Below are 20,465 nucleotides of genomic sequence, written 5' to 3'. Positions count from 1 at the left end.
CCCATAGCAGTGTCTTTATCGGGGGTTACGCATGCCTTCTATCTGCCAACGACGCTTTAGATAAACGCGCCGGCGCGTCCTGAAATAGGCAACGTACAGATAAAATATCGTCCGATTACTGAAAAAAAACCCGCCAATACCGGCACAGAGCAACATCACACCGTTGGCAATGCCGGTAACATTTGCAGCCCAGCCAGCCAGTGCGCCCACCAGCAATAAACCCAGCATGGCAAGATAATATTTCAGCAATATCACCCCACTGTTTTTACCCTGTACCAGTTGAAACAGGATCAGCGTCATCCAGACGGCCATGAGCGCGCCGCTGCCCATCAGCGTAGTGGCGGAAGCCCTGCCGCCAACGGAAAAGGCCACATCGGCCAATAGCCCCATCGTTCCTGCCACCCCCAGCGTCAGGCAAATCATCAGCAGCATCACATTCCCCACTCCAGGCGGTGATAAACGTTGCCCTGGCGTGAGAAAATGCTGCTCCAATTGCTTATCTACACCGGCAAAGACGGCATGATCGCGCGTAGATACCTGATGTTCCATTTCTCGCCCTTGAGATATCAGGCGGTTAATAATCCAGTCTGCCATCACCTCACCATCTGCGGTAATTTCTGCATGACCCCAACAAAATACTGCCCCGTAGTTTTTACATTGACGGGCGAAGACAAAGTACCGCTAATACCGCTGCCCACAAACGCCATAGAATTATTCAACGCCGACTTCAACTGCTGACGAAGCCCGTTCTGGATGGCTTCCGTCGGATAACGTTTTGGGTACAAACCCGTCTTAACCATCTGCTTTAATACCTGATTGGTAATTCCCGGATTTTCCGCCCGAATGATATTTTCAGTCAGCCGTTTCCTTTCACTGCGCGGCAAGCTTTTCAACCATTCCGCCGCCTTACGCGCCGAGACTCTGCGCATCGCGCGGTAGGTCATAGCCGCTTCTTTCAATGCAGCTCCAGCACTGGCCAAAGAGATGACGTCGAGTATGGTGCTGGTAGCAATGTACCACTGCTCTGAATCCAGCTGAGCAAGCTCGTCGCCCTTCCCATCATAAAGCTTATTCACGCGATACAGGCCATTGCCGCACTGCAGAGCACCTGCTGCCATTCCGGCATAGCCTAAATAGGCAATGGCTGAACTTGTACCGCCGGTAAAGGGCACGGCGACACTCCCCGATGCCAGTAAAAAAACGGAAACCAGCAGCGTACCGCAAGAAAGCGCCGCCGAAGCCAATTCTTTACTGACACTCGGTTTGATCAAAGCTTCGGACATCGTGTTGGTCGCCGCCATACGGGAAGTATGCGCAGCCGTTTTGGTGATAACGACGTGGGTTACCTGCGAAGACGTTGAGTAACCCCTGTGTTGTGTCGGCCTGACCAAAATGAATTTTGGCCGTCAGAAAAAATAATGCCTACCCCATGAAAAGCGATGTTGCAGTCCAACGCATCTTGCAAGGCCTGCAAATTAATGTCCCGATACAGTTCCTGCACATTCGCGTTGCCGAGCATGCGAGCGAACTCGGCACGGGTCAAATTATCTTCGGGGGAACCCCGCGGCGAAGAAAAAGCGGTGGTCATTGTCGTGCATCCCTATACGTCAAAAGTATTGGCAGTATAAAAATGCACAACAAAACCACAACCATGCAACCCACAAACTGATTTATAGGTCACGATTACTTATGAATTCCTCATCAACCCTGCAAAAAGAAGCGGAACGCCGGGTTGTCTGTTTCATCGTGGCAATCGTAGCCCAGCGCCTGCAGGTGCTGTTCGAACTCAGGCTCGGTCTGCGACAGCTCGAAGGCCGCCAGCACCCGGCCGAAGTCGGTGCCGTGGCTGCGGTAGTGGAACAGCGAGATGTTCCAGTGGGTGCCCAGCGTCTGCAGGAACTTCAGCAACGCACCCGGCGACTCAGGGAACTCGAAGCTGTACAGCCGCTCGCGCAGCGGTTTCGACGGGCGCCCGCCGACCATATAGCGCACGTGCAGCTTGGCCATTTCGTCATCGGACAGATCCACCACCTGATAACCGCCGCGATCCAGCTCGTCGATGATCTCCAGCCGCTCGGCGTGGCCGCGCGTCAGGCGCACGCCGACGAAAATGCAGGCGTTGTCCGCATCGGCATAGCGGTAGTTGAACTCGGTTACCGCGCGGCCGCCCAGCAGCTGGCAGAACTTGAGGAAGCTGCCCTGCTGTTCCGGAATGGTGACCGCCAGCAGCGCTTCGCGCTGTTCGCCCAGCTCGCAGCGCTCGGAGACATAGCGCAAACCGTGGAAGTTCAAGTTGGCGCCGGAGAGCACGTGCGCCAGGCGTTCGCCCTGAATGTTGTGTTGTTGCACGTACTTCTTCAACCCGGCCAGCGCCAGCGCGCCGGAAGGTTCGGCAATGGCTCGCACGTCTTCGAACAGGTCTTTGACCGCCGCGCAGATGGCGTCGCTGTCGACGGTGATCACGTCGTCCAGGTATTCGCGGCACAGGCGGAAGGTTTCGTCGCCGATGCGTTTCACCGCCACGCCCTCGGCAAACAGCCCGACCCGCGCCAGATCCACCGGCTGCCCGGCATCCAGCGCCGCCCGCAGGCAGGCGGAGTCTTCCGCCTCCACGCCGATCACCTTGATCTGCGGCATCAGTTGTTTGATCAGCACCGCCACTCCGGCGGCCAGGCCGCCGCCGCCGACCGGCACGAATACCCGGTCCAGATGCGCGTCCTGCTGCAGCAGCTCCATCGCCAGCGTGCCCTGCCCGGCGATCACCGTCGGGTGATCGAACGGCGGCACGAAGGTCATGCCCTGCTGTTGCGAAAGCTCGATCGCCTTGGCCTTGGCCTCGTCGAAGTTGGCGCCGTGCAGCAGCACTTCGCCGCCGAAGCCGCGCACCGCATCGACCTTGATATCGGCGGTGGAAACCGGCATCACGATCAGCGTTTTAATCCCCAGCCGCTTGCCGGAGAAGGCGACGCCCTGCGCGTGGTTGCCGGCCGAAGCCGTGACCACGCCGCGCGCCTTTTGCTCTTCGTTCAGGCTGGCGATCATCGCGTAAGCCCCGCGCAGCTTAAAGCTGTGCACCGGCTGGCGATCCTCGCGCTTCACCAACACGGTATTGCCGAGGCGCGAAGATATTTTACTCATGGCCTGTAGCGGGGTGACCTGAGCCACCTCGTAAACCGGCGAGCGGAGCACCGCTCGCAAATATTCCGCGCCGCAGGGGGCGTCGGGTAAGGGTTGTGGTGCCGCCATGCCGCTTAGCCTCCCAGCTTGCTTTTGTCTCGCACCGCGCCTTTGTCGGCGCTGGTGGCCAAGGTGGCGTAGGCGCGCAGCGCGAAGGAAACCTGACGCTGGCGATTTTTCGGCGTCCAGGCCAGATCGCCGCGTGCCAGCTCGACTTCACGGCGGGCCGCCAGTTCGCTGTCCGGCACGTCCAGCACCATACTGCGTTTTGGAATATCGATGTCGATCATGTCGCCGTCTTCAATCAGCGCGATCAGACCGCCGTTGGCCGCTTCCGGCGAAACGTGGCCGATCGACAGGCCGGAGGTGCCGCCGGAGAAGCGGCCATCGGTGATCAGCGCACAGGCCTTACCCAGCCCCATCGACTTCAGATAGGTGGTCGGATACAGCATCTCCTGCATGCCCGGCCCGCCTTTCGGCCCCTCGTAGCGGATCACCACCACGTCGCCGGCCACCACTTTGCCGCCGAGGATGGCTTCTACCGCGGTATCCTGGCTTTCATAAACCTTGGCCGGGCCGCGGAAGGTCAGGTTGTCTTTGTCGACGCCGGCGGTTTTCACGATGCTGCCGTCTTCCGCCATGTTGCCGTACAGCACCGCCAGGCCGCCTTCCAGGCTGAAGGCGTTTTCCAGCGAGCGGATGCAGCCTTCGGCGCGGTCATCGTCCAGGGTGTCCCAGCGGCAATCCTGCGAGAACGCCTGAGTGGTGCGGATGCCCGCCGGGCCGGCGCGGAACATTTTCTTCACCGCCGGGTCCTGGGTCAGCATGATGTCGTACTTATCCAGCGTTTCCGGCAGCTTCATGCCGAGGATGTTGTCGACGTCGCGGTTCATCAGGCCAGCGCGATCCAGCTCGCCCAGGATAGCCAGCACGCCGCCGGCGCGGTGCACGTCTTCCATATGGTATTTCTGGGTGCTCGGCGCCACTTTGCACAGGTGCGGCACCTTGCGTGACAGGCGGTCGATGTCCGCCATGGTGAAGTCGACTTCGCCTTCCTGAGCCGCCGCCAGCAGGTGCAACACGGTGTTGGTCGAGCCGCCCATGGCGATATCCAGCGTCATGGCGTTTTCGAACGCCGCCTTGTTGGCGATGCTGCGCGGCAGCGCGCTTTCGTCGTCCTGCTCGTAGTAACGCTTGGTCAGATCCACGATGCGTTTGCCGGCATTCAGGAACAGGTCTTTACGGTCGGCGTGGGTCGCCAGCAGCGAGCCGTTGCCCGGCTGCGACAGGCCCAGCGCCTCGGTCAGGCAGTTCATCGAGTTGGCGGTGAACATGCCGGAGCAGGAGCCGCAGGTCGGGCAGGCGGAGCGTTCGATTTGCGCGCTGTCGGCGTCGCTGACGTTCGGGTTGGCGCCCTGGATCATCGCGTCGATCAGGTCCAGCTTGATCAGCTTGTCGGACAGTTTGGTTTTGCCGGCTTCCATCGGGCCGCCGGAAACGAAGATCACCGGAATGTTCAGGCGCAGCGACGCCATCAACATGCCCGGGGTGATTTTGTCGCAGTTGGAGATGCACACCATCGCGTCGGCGCAGTGGGCGTTCACCATGTATTCGACCGAGTCGGCGATCAGCTCGCGCGACGGCAGGGAATAGAGCATGCCGCCGTGGCCCATGGCGATGCCGTCGTCCACCGCGATGGTGTTGAACTCTTTGGCGACGCCGCCGGAGGCTTCAATCTGCTCTGCAACCAGCTTGCCCAGATCGCGCAGATGCACATGGCCCGGGACAAACTGGGTAAAGGAGTTGACCACCGCAATAATCGGCTTGCCGAAATCGGCGTCGGTCATCCCGGTCGCGCGCCATAATGCGCGGGCACCCGCCATGTTGCGGCCGTGGGTGGTGGTGGCGGAACGGTACTTAGGCATGCTCTTCACTCCAAATGTATTTATTGCAGGCGGCGAACGAACCGCCTGGATATTCTTATCTTGTCTGTCGTCAGCCGTTATTGATTAACCGGGTCCAACCAACCGTATTTGTCTTCGGTCTTGCCGGTAAACAGGCCGAAGAACGCCTGCTGGATCTGTTTGGTCACCGGGCCGCATTTGCCGATGCCGACCTGAATGCCGTCGACGCTGCGCACCGGGGTGATTTCCGCCGCGGTGCCGGACATGAACACTTCGTCGGCCAGGTACAGCGACTCGCGCGACAGCACCTGCTCGCGCACTTCAAAGCCCATGTCTTTCGCCAGCTTGATGATGGCGTCGCGGGTGATGCCCGGCAGCGCCGAAGAGGTGAACGGCGGGGTGAACAGCACGCCGTCTTTCACTTCGAACAGGTTCTCGCCCGCGCCTTCGGAGATATAGCCGTGCACGTCGAGCGCGATGCCTTCCTGATAGCCGTGGCGGCGCGCTTCGCTGCCCACCAGCAGGGAGGACAAATAGTTGCCGCCGGCCTTGGCCGCGGTAGGAATGGTATTTGGCGCTACGCGCTGCCAGGAAGAGACCATCGCATCGATGCCTTGATCCAGCGCTTCTTCACCCAGATACGCACCCCAAGGAAACGCCGCGATAATCACGTCTGTTGTGTAACCGGCCGGCGGGTTGACGCCCATGCCGACGTCGCCGACAAACACCAGCGGACGAATATAAGCGCTGACCAAATTGTTTTTACGCAGCGTGGCGCGGCAGGCCTCCATCAGCTCATCGACGCTTTGCGACACCGGCATGCGGTAGATCTTCGCCGAGTCGTGCAGACGCTGCATATGTTCACGGTGCCGGAACACCACCGGGCCTTTGTGGGAGTCGTAGCAACGCACCCCTTCAAACACCGACGTGCCGTAATGCAACGCGTGCGACATCACGTGCACCTTGGCCTCAGCCCATGGAACCATCTCACCATTGAACCAAATGTAATCGGCTTTCTTCGTCATTGTTATTTATCCTTCTGTGCGCATCAGGCGCGTATTTGTTGTGATGTTGGTTGCTGGATCTCAACGCAGGAGACGTCCATCAGTTTGCTTAATTGGGATGACAGTAGATCTACCGGGCGCTGGCTGGCAACGGTCAATTCAATATTAATATTGTCGGTATTTACCGCCGAAACCATATTCATAGCACAAACCTGAAAGCCGCGATGACGCACGACGCGCAATACGCGCTCTAACATTTCAGGGCGAAAGCGCGCGTGGATCGAGAGTTGATGCTGCATCATGATATTTTCTCCAACATGGTTTCGTTGCCGGCGCCCGGCGGCACCAGCGGCCAGACGTTTTCGAGTTCATCTATCGAGACCTGCAGCAGATAAGGCCCTTCGGTGTTGAACAGCGCGTCGAGCGCGTCTGCGACCTGATCTTTGCGGCTGATGCGCTGGCCGGGAATGCCGAAGGCTGCGGCCAGCATCAGGAAGTCGGGGTTATCGGAGAGGTTGGTTTCGCTGTAGCGGCCGTCGAAAAACAGCTGTTGCCACTGACGCACCATCCCCAGACGCTGGTTATCCAGCAGCACGATTTTCACCGGCAGCTGCTTGCGCTTGATGGTGCCCAACTCCTGCACGTTCATCATGAAAGAGCCATCGCCCGATACGCAGATGACCGTATCTTCAGGCCGCGCCATCTGAGCACCCACCGCGGCCGGCACGCCGAACCCCATGGTGCCCAAACCGCTTGAAGTGATGAAGTTCTCCGGGCGTTCGAAGGCCATGTGCTGCGCGGCCCACATCTGGTGCTGGCCGACGTCGGTGGTCACCACGCTGTTGGCCGGCTTGCGTTCGGACAGCTGCTTCAACAGCAGCGGCGCGTAAATCGGCTGGCCCGGATGATCGTAGCGCCAGGCATGACTCTCTTTCAGCTCCGCCGTTCGCCGCTGCCAGTCGGCGATGTTCAACGGCTGCTGCAGCGCCGGCAACAGGGCTTTCAAGTCGCCCTGCAGCGCCACGTGCGCCTGGCGCAATTTGCTCATTTCCGCCGGGTCGATATCCATGTGGATCACTTTGGCGTGCGGGGCGAAGGCGTTCAGTTTGCCGGTGACGCGATCGTCAAAACGCGCGCCGACGGCGAGCAGCAGGTCGCACTCCTGTACCGCCAGGTTGGCGGCTTTGGTGCCGTGCATGCCCAGCATGCCCAGGTAGGACGGGTGCCCGGCGTCCGGTGCGCCCAGCCCTTTCAGGGTTGCGACGTTCGGCATGCCGGTAACGGCGATAAACTCGCGCAGCGCCGGCACCGCCTGCGCCATGCCGACGCCGCCGCCGACGTACAGCATCGGCTTGCGCGCCTGGCCCAACAGCTCGGCGGCCTGCGCCAACGCCGCAGCCGGATAATCGAACGCTTCTTCAACCGGCATCAGATGCGGATGCAGTTCACCCTGCGCCAGCTGGATGTCTTTCGGGATGTCGATCAGTACCGGGCCCGGGCGGCCGCTGCCGGCGATGGCGAAGGCCTCCGCCATGATGCCCGGCAACGCGTCGAGGGATTCCACCAGGAAGCTGTGTTTGGTACAGGCCAGAGACAGGCCGAGAACATCGATCTCCTGAAAAGCATCGGTGCCGATCAGCGCAGAGCCTACCTGACCGGTGATGGCGACGACGGGGACAGAATCGAGCAGCGCATCGGCGAGGCCGGTGATCAAGTTGGTGGCGCCGGGGCCGGATGTGGCGATGCACACGCCAACTTTGCCGGTCGCGCGGGCGTAGCCGATGGCGGCCATTGCGGCGCCCTGCTCATGACGGCACAGCAGGTGTTCTACCCCGCCGTCATACAATGCATCGTACACCGGCATGATTGCGCCGCCCGGATAGCCGAATACCGTATCTACCCCCTGCGCACGCAACGCTTGAACCACCCACTGAGCGCCATTCATAGTTATTCCCCCGCCTTACTTCGACAACTGCAGGATTTTGTTCTGTTTCTCATTCTCTGCCCCTTGCTTCACTTTTCTCTGGCCAATAAAAAACCCCCGGACCTGACGGTGCGGGGGTTCTCTTGCGATTCCGGCTTGTTTTCTAAGCCTTTCTTCGTCCAAGTGCAGCCCCGCACGGTGGGATAATAATCACCACCACGCTAATCACGACTAGGCTAATCACTTGGGCAAAGGCTTTCATAATGGGTTTGTTCACTGTGCTCGTTTCGAACTAATGCCTACAGAGGTACCATAGTCGCGCGCGGCATGACAACACTTTTTTTGCGTTATTATTCGGCGCAACCTGGTCATACCTCGTGCAAACTGCCCGGATTTCAAACGCTAGCGCGCACGCCGGCGGTTTTCACTTCGCCGGTGATGGCCTTGCCCCGGGTGTCCTTGCCGAAGAACACCAGCAAAGCGATCGCCAGCGCCACCGTGCCGGCGATGATCGCCATCGCCAGCCCGTAGTTATGGCCGTTATGTTCGGCTATGGTCGCCTGCAGGGTGGCGTTGACCGACGCGATCAAATTACCCAGCTGATACACGAACCCCGGCAGCACCGCGCGAGTGTTGGCCGGCACCAGTTCGGTCAGGTAGGTCGGCACCACGCCCCAGGCGCCCTGCACCATGAACTGCATCAGGAAAGCGCCGATCCCCAACATCAACGAGCCGCTGGAAAACGCCCACAGCGGGATCACCGGCAGCGCCAGCAGCGCGGCGATGATAATCGCTTTCTTACGGCCGATTTTTTCCGACAGCGTCCCGAAGAACACACCGCCGATAATTGAAGCGATATTGTAGCTAATGGCGATGATACTGACGGTTTTAGGGTCGAAACCGTGCTGAACTTTCAGGAACACCGGATACAGATCCTGCGTACCGTGCGAGAAGAAATTGAACGCCGCCATCAGCAGCACCAGATAACCGCACAGCTTCCAATGACTCTTCAATACCGGCAGCAAGGCGGTGCTCTCTTTGCGCTCACGCGCCGCCAACCACACCGGCGATTCCTGCACGCAATAGTAAATAAACGGCAGCAGCAAGATCGGCGCCGCACCGATGACAAACATGCCGCGCCAGCCCACCGCTTCGAACAACAGCCCATAGACCACCGCCGCCAACAGATAGCCGAACGGATAACCGGCCTGGAAAATGCCCGACATCAGGCCGCGTGAACGATCCGGAATGGTCTCCATCGCCAGCGACGACGCCACGCCCCAAATTCCGCCCATCGCCACGCCGTACAACACGCGCAACAGCAGAAATACCGTCAGCGAGGGCGCCGCGGCGGACAGCAGCTCAAATACCGAGAAAAAGACGATGTTGAGCATCAGAATCGGCTTACGGCCGTATTTCTCTGCCGCGCGGCCAAAGATCAGCGCGCCTATCGGCCGCACCGCCAGCGTCAGCAGGATCGCCAGCGTGACCTCCTCCATGCCGACGTGGAAGGATTGGGCGATGTCGCTGAGCAGAAACACCAGCACGAAAAAATCGAAAGCATCGAGCGTCCAGCTTGAAAAGCTGGCGATTGCCGCATTGCGTTGCAGCGAGGTCCAACCAAACATAGTGTTATCCCTACCCTAGAGTACGTAGTCAGGAGGTTTAGCGGCTGCCGGGCAGAATGCGGCGGCGGTCGGGGTGTGTTAACGGAGTGATGTTTATTTTAATCAATTGTTAAATACACCCATTAAGCCTGCGATGGCAACTTGAGTAGCCTGCTAATGTGTTGCAGCCTTCACGCAATTGTTAGGGGGTATTGCCACCGGTTGCGAAGCCGTTCACAAATAAATTCTATCTATATGAAATAATATAATTTATTTGCGCACCCTCCGGCAAAAACAGCAACGATAACTGATTCCTCTCACGCCGATCGCGCATCATGTCGCCCTCAGCAAGGAGAGCGATATGTCATTGGCGGTTATCTATACCCGGGCCACGATCGGCGTGCAGGCCCCTTCGGTGACGGTGGAAGTGCATATCAGCAATGGTCTGCCCGGCCTGACGCTGGTCGGCCTGCCGGAAACAACGGTAAAAGAAGCGCGCGACAGGGTTCGCAGTGCATTGATTAATAGCGGTTTTACTTTTCCCGCCCGGCGCATCACCGTGAATCTGGCGCCGGCCGATCTGCCGAAAGAAGGCGGCCGCTACGATCTGCCGATCGCACTGGCGATCCTCGCCGCCTCCGAACAGCTGCCCGTCGAAACGCTGGCGCGTTATGAATTCCTCGGCGAGCTGGCATTATCCGGCGCGCTGCGGGCGGTGAGGGGCGCGATCCCGGCGGCGCTGGCGGCGGCAGAGGCCGGGCGGCGCTTAATCCTGTCGGCGGACAATGGCCATGAGGTCGGCCTGATCGCACAGGGCGAAACCCGGGTGGCGCAGCACCTGCAAGAAGTCTGCGCCTTCCTGCATGGCCAGCGGGAACTGGCGGCCGCCAGCGCGCTCCCCGCCGCCCATACGCCACCGGAACTGGCCGACCTGCAGGACATCATCGCTCAGGAACAGGCCAAGCGAGCGCTGGAGATTGCCGCCGCCGGCGGCCACAACCTGCTGTTGATTGGCCCGCCGGGAACGGGCAAAACCATGTTGGCCAGCCGACTGACCGGCCTGCTGCCGCCGTTGACCGAACAGGAAGCGCTGGAGAGCGTGGCGGTAGCCAGCCTGCTGCGCCATGACGCAGAACCCTTGCCCTGGCGCCAACGGCCGTTTCGCGCGCCACACCATAGCGCCTCCATGGCGGCGCTGGTCGGCGGGGGATCGCTGCCGCGGCCAGGTGAAATATCCATGGCGCACAACGGCGTGCTGTTTCTGGACGAGCTGCCCGAATTCGAACGCCGGGTGCTGGACGCGCTGCGCGAACCGCTGGAGTCCGGCGAGATCGTGATATCACGCGCCAACGCCAAGGTCTGTTTTCCGGCCAGGGTCCAGCTGATTGCGGCGATGAACCCCAGCCCAACCGGGCACCACCAAGGGGTGCATAACCGCGCCTCCCCTCAGCAAGTGTTGCGCTATCTGGGCCGTCTCTCCGGACCCTTTCTCGATCGTTTCGATCTGTCGATCGACGTGCCGCTGTTACCTCCGGGTATTCTCAGCAAGCACCGGGCGCCTGGAGAAAATAGCGCTCAGGTGCGCGCCCGGGTTCTGCTGGCGCGCGACGCGCAGATCAAGCGGGCAGGCAAGATTAATGCCTTGCTGAGCAACCGGGAGGTCGAACGGGACTGTTCACTGCGGGCGGCAGACGCCGAATTTTTGGAAACCACCCTGCACGCGCTGGGATTATCGGTTCGCGCCTGGCAGCGGATTTTGAAAGTGGCGCGCACGTTGGCGGATTTAGCGGGGGACAAGAACATCGATAAGCGGCATTTGAGCGAAGCCTTAGGCTATCGTTATATGGACCGCCTGTTGTTGCAGCTGCATCACAGCCTGGAATAAAAATGGGGCCCGCAGGCCCCATCATCATCAATCATCGCTCTCGGTGTAATCTTCCACCGCGTCAGCCTGCGGCTTGCCGCCGGACAGGGTATGGAATTTTTTCGGGCGGCGTGTGCGCGCCAGATATTTAGCCCATACTTTTTCCTGCTCGGTCACAGGCTCGCGCTCACCATGACACACTGCGACGAACTGCTGTTCTTCTTCAGTGGCCGGCTGGCGTTTGCCCGAGTCCAACTCGTTGAACGCATACCCGAAGCGCTCTAGCAATTGCGCCTCTTTAATGGTGAAATCGCCGTGGCGGGAGAACCCGCGAGGATAATGTTTATTATCAAAAAAACGATTGGTCGTGGTGAAGCTATCCGCCATCTGACACGCTCCTAATTCTCTCATGGCCGTGCTGTTTATGGCGCGGAGTATTAGATAGGCTTGACATTGTGTAAAACAAAACATTTAAATCTTAACGACAAAATTTTTTGGAGATAGGTGTGGATACCGAATTACTGAAAACCTTTTTGGAGGTCAGTAGAACGCGCCACTTTGGCCGAGCCGCAGAATCCTTGTACTTAACGCAATCAGCGGTCAGTTTCCGCATCCGCCAGTTGGAAAACCAATTGGGCGCAAATTTATTCACCCGCCACCGCAACAATATCCGCCTGACGCCGGCCGGAGAGCGGCTTCTGCCCTATGCAGAGAGCCTGATGAACACCTGGCAACTGGCGAAAAAAGAGGTGGTGCGATCGCTGCAGCATACCGAGCTGTCGATAGGCGCCACCGCTTCGCTGTGGGAGGCTTATCTCACCCCCTGGCTGCAATCCCTCTACCAACAACGAGAGGCGTTGCAGCTGGAGGCCAGGGTGGCGCTAAGGCACTCTTTGGTAAAACAGCTGCATGAAAGACAGCTCGATTTGCTCATCACCACCGAGCCCCCCAAGATGGATGAGCTGGCGAGCCAGCTGTTGGGAAACTTCTCGCTGCGCCTGTTCTCTTCCAGCCTCCGCGAAAAGCAGGTACCTATGCCCTATATCAAGCTGGAATGGGGCGCCGATTTTCATCAGCAGGAAAGCCGCATGTTGGAGGGTGACAATGTGCCAGTGCTTACCACCACCTCCGCGCACCTGACGCGCCAACTGCTGGAAACCACCGGCGGCTGTGCCTTCCTGCCAAGCCAATGGGAAAAAGAGTACCCGCAGCTGATTGCGGCCGCCGAGATCCCAACGATTGTCCGTCCGCTGTACGCCGTCTGGCTGCAAAACAGCGACCAACAGCCGTTGATCCGGCAATTGCTGAAAATACCTTTAAATACCGCAGCCTGAGGCGCTATAACGGCTTCTGACGCAAAGATGGGGGTTGGTTCGTCTGTTCAGCCAAAACGCGCTCATCGCCTTCTGGAGGCCAATATCAGCAGGCCAATACCGGGAACGTGCCGATAGAGAGAATATTGCCTGGAGGCCCGGCTTCACCGCTTCTCCTCATCACCCTATCTTCACCATGTCTGCAGATTACGCAGGTCATTTCTGTCCTTCGGGCCGTGGCTTTCGTTGAGAATAATGAGCGCCACCGCACAAGCGTCTTGAGCATAAACCCAACGAGGAGTGTTTAAATTTGGAACAGTTTCGGTGGGAATTTTGAGCGGTTTTTCAGAGAAATAGCAAAGAAGGGGAAATGAAAAGCAAAAAAAACCCTTCGCTTTCGCAAAGGGTTTGCAATATGGCAGGGGCGGAGAGACTCGAACTCGCGACACCCGGTTTTGGAGACCGGTGCTCTACCAACTGAGCTACGCCCCTATATTACGCTTAACATTATGCCTGCTAAGCAGCAGGCATAATTTAAATAAGTGGCGGAACGGACGGGGCTCGAACCCGCGACCCCCTGCGTGACAGGCAGGTATTCTAACCAACTGAACTACCGCTCCACCGATTCTTTTACGTTGCATCTCGCGATGCCGGCAAAACCGCCTCGGCGATTTCGCTCATTACCAGATGTCAGGCTGGTAACGTTTATTTGATGCCTGGCAGTGTCCTACTCTCGCATGGGGAGACCCCACACTACCATCGGCGCTACGGCGTTTCACTTCTGAGTTCGGCATGGGGTCAGGTGGGACCACCGCGCTATTGCCGCCAGGCAAATTCTGTTTCATTCCAACCGCTTCACTTTCGTGTCGCCATTGAAACCAATCTAAGAACTTCGCTGAAAATCTATCGTCTGCTCTAAAACACCTTCGGTGTTGTAAGGTTAAGCCTCACGGATCATTAGTACTGGTTAGCTCAATGCATCGCTGCACTTACACACCCAGCCTATCAACGTCTTAGTCTTAAACGTTCCTTCAGGGGCCTTAAAGGCCCAGGGAAGACTCATCTCGAGGCAAGTTTCGCGCTTAGATGCTTTCAGCGCTTATCTTTTCCGCACTTAGCTACCGGGCAGTGCCATTGGCATGACAACCCGAACACCAGTGGTGCGTTCACTCCGGTCCTCTCGTACTAGGAGCAACCCCTCTCAATCTTCCAACGCCCACGGCAGATAGGGACCGAACTGTCTCACGACGTTCTAAACCCAGCTCGCGTACCACTTTAAATGGCGAACAGCCATACCCTTGGGACCTACTTCAGCCCCAGGATGTGATGAGCCGACATCGAGGTGCCAAACACCGCCGTCGATATGAACTCTTGGGCGGTATCAGCCTGTTATCCCCGGAGTACCTTTTATCCGTTGAGCGATGGCCCTTCCATTCAGAACCACCGGATCACTAAGACCTACTTTCGTACCTGCTCGAGCCGTCACTCTCGCAGTCAAGCTAGCTTATGCCTTTGCACTAACCTCACGATGTCCGACCGTGATTAGCTAACCTTCGTGCTCCTCCGTTACTCTTTGGGAGGAGACCGCCCCAGTCAAACTACCCACCAGACACTGTCCTCACCCCGGATTACGGGGCCGAGTTAGAACATCAAACATTAAAGGGTGGTATTTCAAGGTTGGCTCCACGCAGACTGGCGTCCACGCTTCAAAGCCTCCCACCTATCCTACACATCAAGGCTCAATGTTCAGTGTCAAGCTATAGTAAAGGTTCACGGGGTCTTTCCGTCTTGCCGCGGGTACACTGCATCTTCACAGCGAGTTCAATTTCACTGAGTCTCGGGTGGAGACAGCCTGGCCATCATTACGCCATTCGTGCAGGTCGGAACTTACCCGACAAGGAATTTCGCTACCTTAGGACCGTTATAGTTACGGCCGCCGTTTACTGGGGCTTCGATCAAGAGCTTCGCCTTGCGGCTGACCCCATCAATTAACCTTCCAGCACCGGGCAGGCGTCACACCGTATACGTCCACTTTCGTGTTTGCACAGTGCTGTGTTTTTATTAAACAGTTGCAGCCAGCTGGTATCTGCGACTGGCTTCAGCTCCATCCGCAAGGGACTTCACCTACGCGCCAGCGTGCCTTCTCCCGAAGTTACGGCACCATTTTGCCTAGTTCCTTCACCCGAGTTCTCTCAAGCGCCTTGGTATTCTCTACCTGACCACCTGTGTCGGTTTGGGGTACGATTCTGTGTTACCTGATGCTTAGAGGCTTTTCCTGGAAGCTTGGCATCAACTACTTCTGCACCGTAGTGCATCGTCATCACGCCTCAGGGTTGATAAGCAACCGGATTTACCGGGTCACTCCCCCTACACGCTTAAACCGGGACAACCGTCGCCCGGCTAGCCTAGCCTTCTCCGTCCCCCCTTCGCAGTAACACCGAGTACAGGAATATTAACCTGTTTCCCATCGACTACGCCTTTCGGCCTCGCCTTAGGGGTCGACTCACCCTGCCCCGATTAACGTTGGACAGGAACCCTTGGTCTTCCGGCGAGCGGGCTTTTCACCCGCTTTATCGTTACTTATGTCAGCATTCGCACTTCTGATACCTCCAGCAACCCTCACAGGCCACCTTCAACGGCTTACAGAACGCTCCCCTACCCAACAACGCCTAAGCGTCGCTGCCGCAGCTTCGGTGCATGGTTTAGCCCCGTTACATCTTCCGCGCAGGCCGACTCGACCAGTGAGCTATTACGCTTTCTTTAAATGATGGCTGCTTCTAAGCCAACATCCTGGCTGTCTATGCCTTCCCACATCGTTTCCCACTTAACCATGACTTTGGGACCTTAGCTGGCGGTCTGGGTTGTTTCCCTCTTCACGACGGACGTTAGCACCCGCCGTGTGTCTCCCGTGATAACATTCTTCGGTATTCGGAGTTTGCATCGGTTTGGTAAGCCGGGATGGCCCCCTAGCCGAAACAGTGCTCTACCCCCGAAGATGAGTTCACGAGGCGCTACCTAAATAGCTTTCGGGGAGAACCAGCTATCTCCCGGTTTGATTGGCCTTTCACCCCCAGCCACAAGTCATCCGCTAATTTTTCAACATTAGTCGGTTCGGTCCTCCAGTTAGTGTTACCCAACCTTCAACCTGCCCATGGCTAGATCACCGGGTTTCGGGTCTATACCTTGCAACTAATCGCCCAGTTAAGACTCGGTTTCCCTACGGCTCCCCTATACGGTTAACCTTGCTACAAAATATAAGTCGCTGACCCATTATACAAAAGGTACGCAGTCACACCACGAAGGTGCTCCCACTGCTTGTACGTACACGGTTTCAGGTTCTATTTCACTCCCCTCGCCGGGGTTCTTTTCGCCTTTCCCTCACGGTACTGGTTCACTATCGGTCAGTCAGGAGTATTTAGCCTTGGAGGATGGTCCCCCCATATTCAGACAGGATGTCACGTGTCCCGCCCTACTCATCGAACTCACAGTCAATGCATTTTAGTGTACGGGGCTATCACCCTTTACTGCGCGACTTTCCAGACGCTTCCACTAACACAAGAACTGATTCAGGTTCTGGGCTCCTCCCCGTTCGCTCGCCGCTACTGGGGGAATCTCGGTTGATTTCTTTTCCTCGGGGTACTTAGATGTTTCAGTTCCCCCGGTTCGCCTCGTTAAGCTATGTATTCACTTAACGATAGTGCAACGAATTGCACTGGGTTTCCCCATTCGGGTATCGCCGGTTATAACGGTTCATATCACCTTACCGACGCTTTTCGCAGATTAGCACGCCCTTCATCGCCTCTGACTGCCTAGGCATCCACCGTGTACGCTTAGTCACTTAACCTCACAACCCGAAGATGTTTCCATCGTTCGTGCTGCAAACATTTGAGAGACTCTATGACAGGTTACTCTTTACCCCAGTACTTCTACGGAGGGATAAATTTCAGCCGTCATGTTTCAATTTTCAGCTTGTTCCAGATTGTTAAAGAGCAATATCTTAAACACGACTCGCAAGAGTCATCTTTAAGATTTTAGGTTACGAATAACCGGTGATAATGTCTTTCACTCATTATCGGAATGGCGTCCCCAAGGGGATTCGAACCCCTGTTACAGCCGTGAAAGGGCAGTGTCCTAGGCCTCTAGACGATGGGGACACAAAATCCGATTAAACCAGGGTTTAACCGTTTCTCGTATCAGCATGAGTCGCAGACTCATTACATCAACAGGTAGCGCTTTGCTCGTTACTTTCTATCAGACAATCTGTGTGAGCACTTCACTCGAATCAATATCATTAGGTAAGGAGGTGATCCAACCGCAGGTTCCCCTACGGTTACCTTGTTACGACTTCACCCCAGTCATGAATCACAAAGTGGTAAGCGCCCTCCCGAAGGTTAAGCTACCTACTTCTTTTGCAACCCACTCCCATGGTGTGACGGGCGGTGTGTACAAGGCCCGGGAACGTATTCACCGTAGCATTCTGATCTACGATTACTAGCGATTCCGACTTCATGGAGTCGAGTTGCAGACTCCAATCCGGACTACGACGTACTTTATGAGGTCCGCTTACTCTCGCAAGTTCGCTTCTCTTTGTATACGCCATTGTAGCACGTGTGTAGCCCTACTCGTAAGGGCCATGATGACTTGACGTCATCCCCACCTTCCTCCGGTTTATCACCGGCAGTCTCCTTTGAGTTCCCGACCGAATCGCTGGCAACAAAGGATAAGGGTTGCGCTCGTTGCGGGACTTAACCCAACATTTCACAACACGAGCTGACGACAGCCATGCAGCACCTGTCTCAGAGTTCCCGAAGGCACCAATCCATCTCTGGAAAGTTCTCTGGATGTCAAGAGTAGGTAAGGTTCTTCGCGTTGCATCGAATTAAACCACATGCTCCACCGCTTGTGCGGGCCCCCGTCAATTCATTTGAGTTTTAACCTTGCGGCCGTACTCCCCAGGCGGTCGATTTAACGCGTTAGCTCCGGAAGCCACGCCTCAAGGGCACAACCTCCAAATCGACATCGTTTACAGCGTGGACTACCAGGGTATCTAATCCTGTTTGCTCCCCACGCTTTCGCACCTGAGCGTCAGTCTTCGTCCAGGGGGCCGCCTTCGCCACCGGTATTCCTCCAGATCTCTACGCATTTCACCGCTACACCTGGAATTCTACCCCCTCTACGAGACTCTAGCTTGCCAGTTTCAAATGCAGTTCCCACGTTAAGCGCGGGGATTTCACATCTGACTTAACAAACCGCCTGCGTGCGCTTTACGCCCAGTAATTCCGATTAACGCTTGCACCCTCCGTATTACCGCGGCTGCTGGCACGGAGTTAGCCGGTGCTTCTTCTGCGAGTAACGTCAATGTAATGCCGTATTAAGACACTACCCTTCCTCCTCGCTGAAAGTGCTTTACAACCCGAAGGCCTTCTTCACACACGCGGCATGGCTGCATCAGGCTTGCGCCCATTGTGCAATATTCCCCACTGCTGCCTCCCGTAGGAGTCTGGACCGTGTCTCAGTTCCAGTGTGGCTGGTCATCCTCTCAGACCAGCTAGGGATCGTCGCCTAGGTGAGCCATTACCCCACCTACTAGCTAATCCCATCTGGGCACATCTGATGGCGTGAGGCCCGAAGGTCCCCCACTTTGGTCCGAAGACGTTATGCGGTATTAGCTACCGTTTCCAGTAGTTATCCCCCTCCATCAGGCAGTTTCCCAGACATTACTCACCCGTCCGCCGCTCGTCACCCAGGGAGCAAGCTCCCCCGTGCTACCGCTCGACTTGCATGTGTTAGGCCTGCCGCCAGCGTTCAATCTGAGCCATGATCAAACTCTTCAATTAAAAGCTTGATTTGCTTCAACTCGTGAAGCGATGCTCAAAGGTTACTGCATGAATTTTACTTCAGTTAGCCACTCTTCAAGACTTGATATTTTTTCGTACCCGAAGGTACTGGATATCGTCTTGTGGAGTGCCCACACAGATTGTCTGATAAATTGTTAAAGAGCGTTGGTTACTGAGAGATAACTCTCGGTAACGCGGGAGGTGCATATTACGCTTTCCCGCTGAAGAGTCAAGCTTTTTTCTTATTAAGAAACGGCGTTTTCACCGGCTTGCTTCTTCCTGGCTGGGCGACTGCTTCTCGTTAGAGGAGTCGTTGTTCCCGGTCAGTGGAGGCGCATTATAGGGAGTTCTCAGAACGCCGCAACCCCTATTTTCAATATTTTTTCCGACCGTTGAATGTTTAACCAAAACCCGATTAAAGCTAACACCGATCGGTTAAGCAAAATGATCGGTTGAACGATCCGGTGGGTAGACGACAATAGCCTCATCAATTCTCTGATGGGGCTTTTTTATGCTTTCAACCTGGCTTGACGATACCCAGACCTGGGCTGAACCCGTTTCACTTTCCTGTTTTCAGCGTGCCATTCCCCTTGAGTGGATTTCTCAGGTCCTTGATTCCACGAATAAAGCCAGTATCCGTAAACGTAAACTCCCCGCAGAACTCGTGGTCTGGCTGATTGTGGGCATGGGCCTGTACCGCGACCGCTCCATCACGGACGTTGTGACAAAACTCGACCTCGTCCTGAGTTCGCAGGAAGGTGAGACTCTCGCTGCCAGCTCCATTGCCCAGGCACGCCAGCGGTTGAGCGATGAACCGCTTCGGGAGCTCTTCACCCTGACGGCCAGCCACTGGACTCAACAGGAAGATAAGGATGACCTCTGGCACGGACTGCGGCTGTTCGCCGTTGATGGCACCCTTTTTCGCACACCCGATACGCCCGAACTTGCAGACCATTTTGAGTACATAAAGCATCGTCCGGACAGACACACTGAGTACCCGATGGTCAGGCTGTGCGCCATGATGTCGCTGCGCAGCCGGTTGATCCATGACGTGAAATTCGGGCCGGCAAATACCGGCGAAGTCAGTTACGCGAAGCAATTATCGCCGCAGGCGAAAAGCCTGACGCTGTTTGACCGCTGCTATTTATCCGCAGAGTTACTGATTAACTGGCAACGCAGACAGAACGATGCGCACTGGCTGGTTCCCCTGAAGGGAAACACGAAATACCGTGTAGTGGAAACGTTCGGAGAAGGAGACCATCTGGTGGAGATGCAGGTCTCACCGCAGGCCCGAAAACAGGACAGCTCGCTGCCTGAATACTGGCAGGCCCGGCTAATAGAATGTGAAGATGAATCAGGCCATTACAAAGGTTTTATCAGCTCTTTGAGCGAGCCGGAGCTGTATCCGGCAGACTCGCTGCGTTATGTGTATCAGGAGCGGTGGAGCATAGAAAATGGCTACGGAGAGCTGAAACAGTTCCAGCTGAGCACAGCGACGTTGCTGCGCAGCCAGAAAGTGAGCGGGATTTACCAGGAAATCTGGGGTCTGTTGACGGCCTATAATCTGGTCAGAATGGAGATGAGTCAGATAGCACGGGAAGCAAAAGTGCCGCCACTGCGGATAAGCTTCGTGATGGCGATGAGACTGATCCAGGATGAACTCATCTGGTGTTCACTGAGTAAACCAGGGACGATCCCGACGAAGCTGAAGAAAATGCGGGAGAATGTGAAGCAATTTATCCTGCCAGAAAAGAGAAAACGGCCCAAAAAGAGGACCGTTCGAATCTCAAAAACCCAGTATCCCGTTCACTCAAAACATCTTAAGTGAACGGTGT

Annotated in this window: 14 protein-coding genes, 3 tRNA genes and 3 rRNA genes; 3 read left to right on the top strand and 17 right to left on the bottom strand. The window is 56.7% G+C overall.

The window, feature by feature from the left end; genetic code table 11:
• Positions 1 to 15 precede the first annotated feature (15 nt).
• The 10 genes from KHA73_RS00100 to KHA73_RS00055 all read right to left on the bottom strand — a co-directional run bounded on the left by KHA73_RS00100 (position 16) and on the right by KHA73_RS00055 (position 9,637).
• Positions 16 to 594, bottom strand: coding sequence for a hypothetical protein (locus tag KHA73_RS00100; protein WP_234587268.1), 579 nt, complete (start codon positions 592 to 594; stop codon positions 16 to 18).
• Entirely contained in the window at positions 594 to 1,283 is a 690-nt protein-coding gene (locus KHA73_RS00095; protein WP_234587266.1) for a hypothetical protein, read from the bottom strand. The genes KHA73_RS00100 and KHA73_RS00095 overlap by 1 nt, the downstream gene beginning before the upstream one ends.
• A gap of 59 nt (positions 1,284 to 1,342) precedes the next feature.
• A complete protein-coding gene (locus tag KHA73_RS00090; RefSeq protein ID WP_234587264.1) occupies positions 1,343 to 1,588 on the bottom strand; it encodes a hypothetical protein in 246 nt (81 codons plus the stop codon).
• Between the two features lie 113 nt (positions 1,589 to 1,701).
• The gene (gene ilvA, locus KHA73_RS00085; protein ID WP_234587262.1) at positions 1,702 to 3,246 is read right to left on the bottom strand and encodes a threonine ammonia-lyase, biosynthetic; all 1,545 of its coding nucleotides are present in this window, start codon (positions 3,244 to 3,246) and stop codon (positions 1,702 to 1,704) included.
• 5 nt (positions 3,247 to 3,251) lie between these two features.
• Positions 3,252 to 5,102, bottom strand: coding sequence for a dihydroxy-acid dehydratase (gene ilvD / locus KHA73_RS00080; protein WP_234587260.1), 1,851 nt, complete (start codon positions 5,100 to 5,102; stop codon positions 3,252 to 3,254).
• 77 nt (positions 5,103 to 5,179) lie between these two features.
• Entirely contained in the window at positions 5,180 to 6,106 is a 927-nt protein-coding gene (locus tag KHA73_RS00075; protein WP_234587258.1) for a branched-chain amino acid transaminase, read from the bottom strand.
• A gap of 23 nt (positions 6,107 to 6,129) precedes the next feature.
• Positions 6,130 to 6,387: an acetolactate synthase 2 small subunit gene (gene ilvM, locus KHA73_RS00070; RefSeq protein ID WP_061800321.1), complete on the bottom strand. Its 258-nt coding sequence runs from the start codon at positions 6,385 to 6,387 to the stop codon at positions 6,130 to 6,132.
• Positions 6,384 to 8,030: an acetolactate synthase 2 catalytic subunit gene (ilvG, locus tag KHA73_RS00065; protein ID WP_234587257.1), complete on the bottom strand. Its 1,647-nt coding sequence runs from the start codon at positions 8,028 to 8,030 to the stop codon at positions 6,384 to 6,386. Before ilvG ends, ilvM begins: the two co-directional genes overlap by 4 nt.
• A gap of 142 nt (positions 8,031 to 8,172) precedes the next feature.
• Positions 8,173 to 8,271, bottom strand: coding sequence for an ilv operon leader peptide (gene ilvL, locus KHA73_RS00060; RefSeq protein ID WP_013814970.1), 99 nt, complete (start codon positions 8,269 to 8,271; stop codon positions 8,173 to 8,175).
• Between the two features lie 133 nt (positions 8,272 to 8,404).
• A complete protein-coding gene (locus KHA73_RS00055) occupies positions 8,405 to 9,637 on the bottom strand; it encodes an MFS transporter (protein ID WP_234587255.1) in 1,233 nt (410 codons plus the stop codon).
• Between the two features lie 340 nt (positions 9,638 to 9,977).
• Here KHA73_RS00055 and KHA73_RS00050 point away from each other — a divergent pair, with 340 nt between their 5' ends.
• The gene (locus KHA73_RS00050) at positions 9,978 to 11,501 is read left to right on the top strand and encodes a YifB family Mg chelatase-like AAA ATPase (protein WP_234587253.1); all 1,524 of its coding nucleotides are present in this window, start codon (positions 9,978 to 9,980) and stop codon (positions 11,499 to 11,501) included.
• 27 nt (positions 11,502 to 11,528) lie between these two features.
• Here the strand turns inward: KHA73_RS00050 and KHA73_RS00045 are convergent, their stop codons facing one another.
• Positions 11,529 to 11,867, bottom strand: coding sequence for a DUF413 domain-containing protein (locus KHA73_RS00045; protein WP_234587251.1), 339 nt, complete (start codon positions 11,865 to 11,867; stop codon positions 11,529 to 11,531).
• Positions 11,868 to 11,986: 119 nt separating this feature from the next.
• On the opposite strand from KHA73_RS00045, the gene hdfR reads away from it, so the two are divergent.
• On the top strand, positions 11,987 to 12,814 hold the full coding sequence (hdfR, locus tag KHA73_RS00040) for an HTH-type transcriptional regulator HdfR (protein ID WP_234587249.1): 828 nt from the start codon (positions 11,987 to 11,989) through the stop codon (positions 12,812 to 12,814).
• Between the two features lie 395 nt (positions 12,815 to 13,209).
• Here the strand turns inward: hdfR and KHA73_RS00035 are convergent.
• The 6 genes from KHA73_RS00035 to KHA73_RS00010 all read right to left on the bottom strand — a co-directional run bounded on the left by KHA73_RS00035 (position 13,210) and on the right by KHA73_RS00010 (position 18,630).
• Positions 13,210 to 13,285: transfer RNA gene (locus tag KHA73_RS00035), tRNA-Trp, on the bottom strand.
• 51 nt (positions 13,286 to 13,336) lie between these two features.
• Positions 13,337 to 13,413, bottom strand: a tRNA-Asp gene (locus tag KHA73_RS00030).
• 94 nt (positions 13,414 to 13,507) lie between these two features.
• Positions 13,508 to 13,623, bottom strand: a 5S ribosomal RNA gene (gene rrf / locus KHA73_RS00025).
• A 106-nt stretch (positions 13,624 to 13,729) separates the two neighbouring features.
• A 23S ribosomal RNA gene (locus KHA73_RS00020) occupies positions 13,730 to 16,637 on the bottom strand.
• Between the two features lie 234 nt (positions 16,638 to 16,871).
• Positions 16,872 to 16,947: transfer RNA gene (locus KHA73_RS00015), tRNA-Glu, on the bottom strand.
• 142 nt (positions 16,948 to 17,089) lie between these two features.
• Positions 17,090 to 18,630, bottom strand: a 16S ribosomal RNA gene (locus KHA73_RS00010).
• The 16S, 23S and 5S rRNA genes sit together here with 3 tRNA genes alongside, the layout of an rRNA operon.
• A 511-nt stretch (positions 18,631 to 19,141) precedes the next feature.
• Between KHA73_RS00010 and KHA73_RS00005 the strand changes: the two genes are divergently transcribed.
• Entirely contained in the window at positions 19,142 to 20,458 is a 1,317-nt protein-coding gene (locus KHA73_RS00005; RefSeq protein ID WP_234584928.1) for an IS4 family transposase, read from the top strand.
• Positions 20,459 to 20,465 lie beyond the last annotated feature (7 nt).

Source organism: Serratia entomophila, assembly GCF_021462285.1.
Taxonomy (GTDB): Bacteria; Pseudomonadota; Gammaproteobacteria; order Enterobacterales; family Enterobacteriaceae; genus Serratia; species Serratia entomophila.
Note: the sequence above shows the minus strand (reverse complement) of the source record. Positions and strands in the feature narration are given on the sequence as shown.

Bases quoted from the DNA above. Each gene is read 5' to 3' on its own strand.
- KHA73_RS00005 (WP_234584928.1), top strand. From the start codon at position 19,142: ATGCTTTCAACCTGGCTTGACGATACCCAGACCTGGGCTGAACCCGTT.
- KHA73_RS00090 (WP_234587264.1), bottom strand. From the start codon at position 1,588: ATGACCACCGCTTTTTCTTCGCCGCGGGGTTCCCCCGAAGATAATTTG.
- KHA73_RS00095 (WP_234587266.1), bottom strand. From the start codon at position 1,283: ATGTCCGAAGCTTTGATCAAACCGAGTGTCAGTAAAGAATTGGCTTCG.
- ilvG (WP_234587257.1), bottom strand. From the start codon at position 8,030: ATGAATGGCGCTCAGTGGGTGGTTCAAGCGTTGCGTGCGCAGGGGGTA.
- KHA73_RS00055 (WP_234587255.1), bottom strand. From the start codon at position 9,637: ATGTTTGGTTGGACCTCGCTGCAACGCAATGCGGCAATCGCCAGCTTT.
- ilvA (WP_234587262.1), bottom strand. From the start codon at position 3,246: ATGGCGGCACCACAACCCTTACCCGACGCCCCCTGCGGCGCGGAATAT.
- KHA73_RS00050 (WP_234587253.1), top strand. From the start codon at position 9,978: ATGTCATTGGCGGTTATCTATACCCGGGCCACGATCGGCGTGCAGGCC.
- KHA73_RS00045 (WP_234587251.1), bottom strand. From the start codon at position 11,867: ATGGCGGATAGCTTCACCACGACCAATCGTTTTTTTGATAATAAACAT.
- ilvD (WP_234587260.1), bottom strand. From the start codon at position 5,102: ATGCCTAAGTACCGTTCCGCCACCACCACCCACGGCCGCAACATGGCG.
- ilvM (WP_061800321.1), bottom strand. From the start codon at position 6,387: ATGATGCAGCATCAACTCTCGATCCACGCGCGCTTTCGCCCTGAAATG.
- ilvL (WP_013814970.1), bottom strand. From the start codon at position 8,271: ATGAAAGCCTTTGCCCAAGTGATTAGCCTAGTCGTGATTAGCGTGGTG.
- KHA73_RS00100 (WP_234587268.1), bottom strand. From the start codon at position 594: ATGGCAGACTGGATTATTAACCGCCTGATATCTCAAGGGCGAGAAATG.
- KHA73_RS00075 (WP_234587258.1), bottom strand. From the start codon at position 6,106: ATGACGAAGAAAGCCGATTACATTTGGTTCAATGGTGAGATGGTTCCA.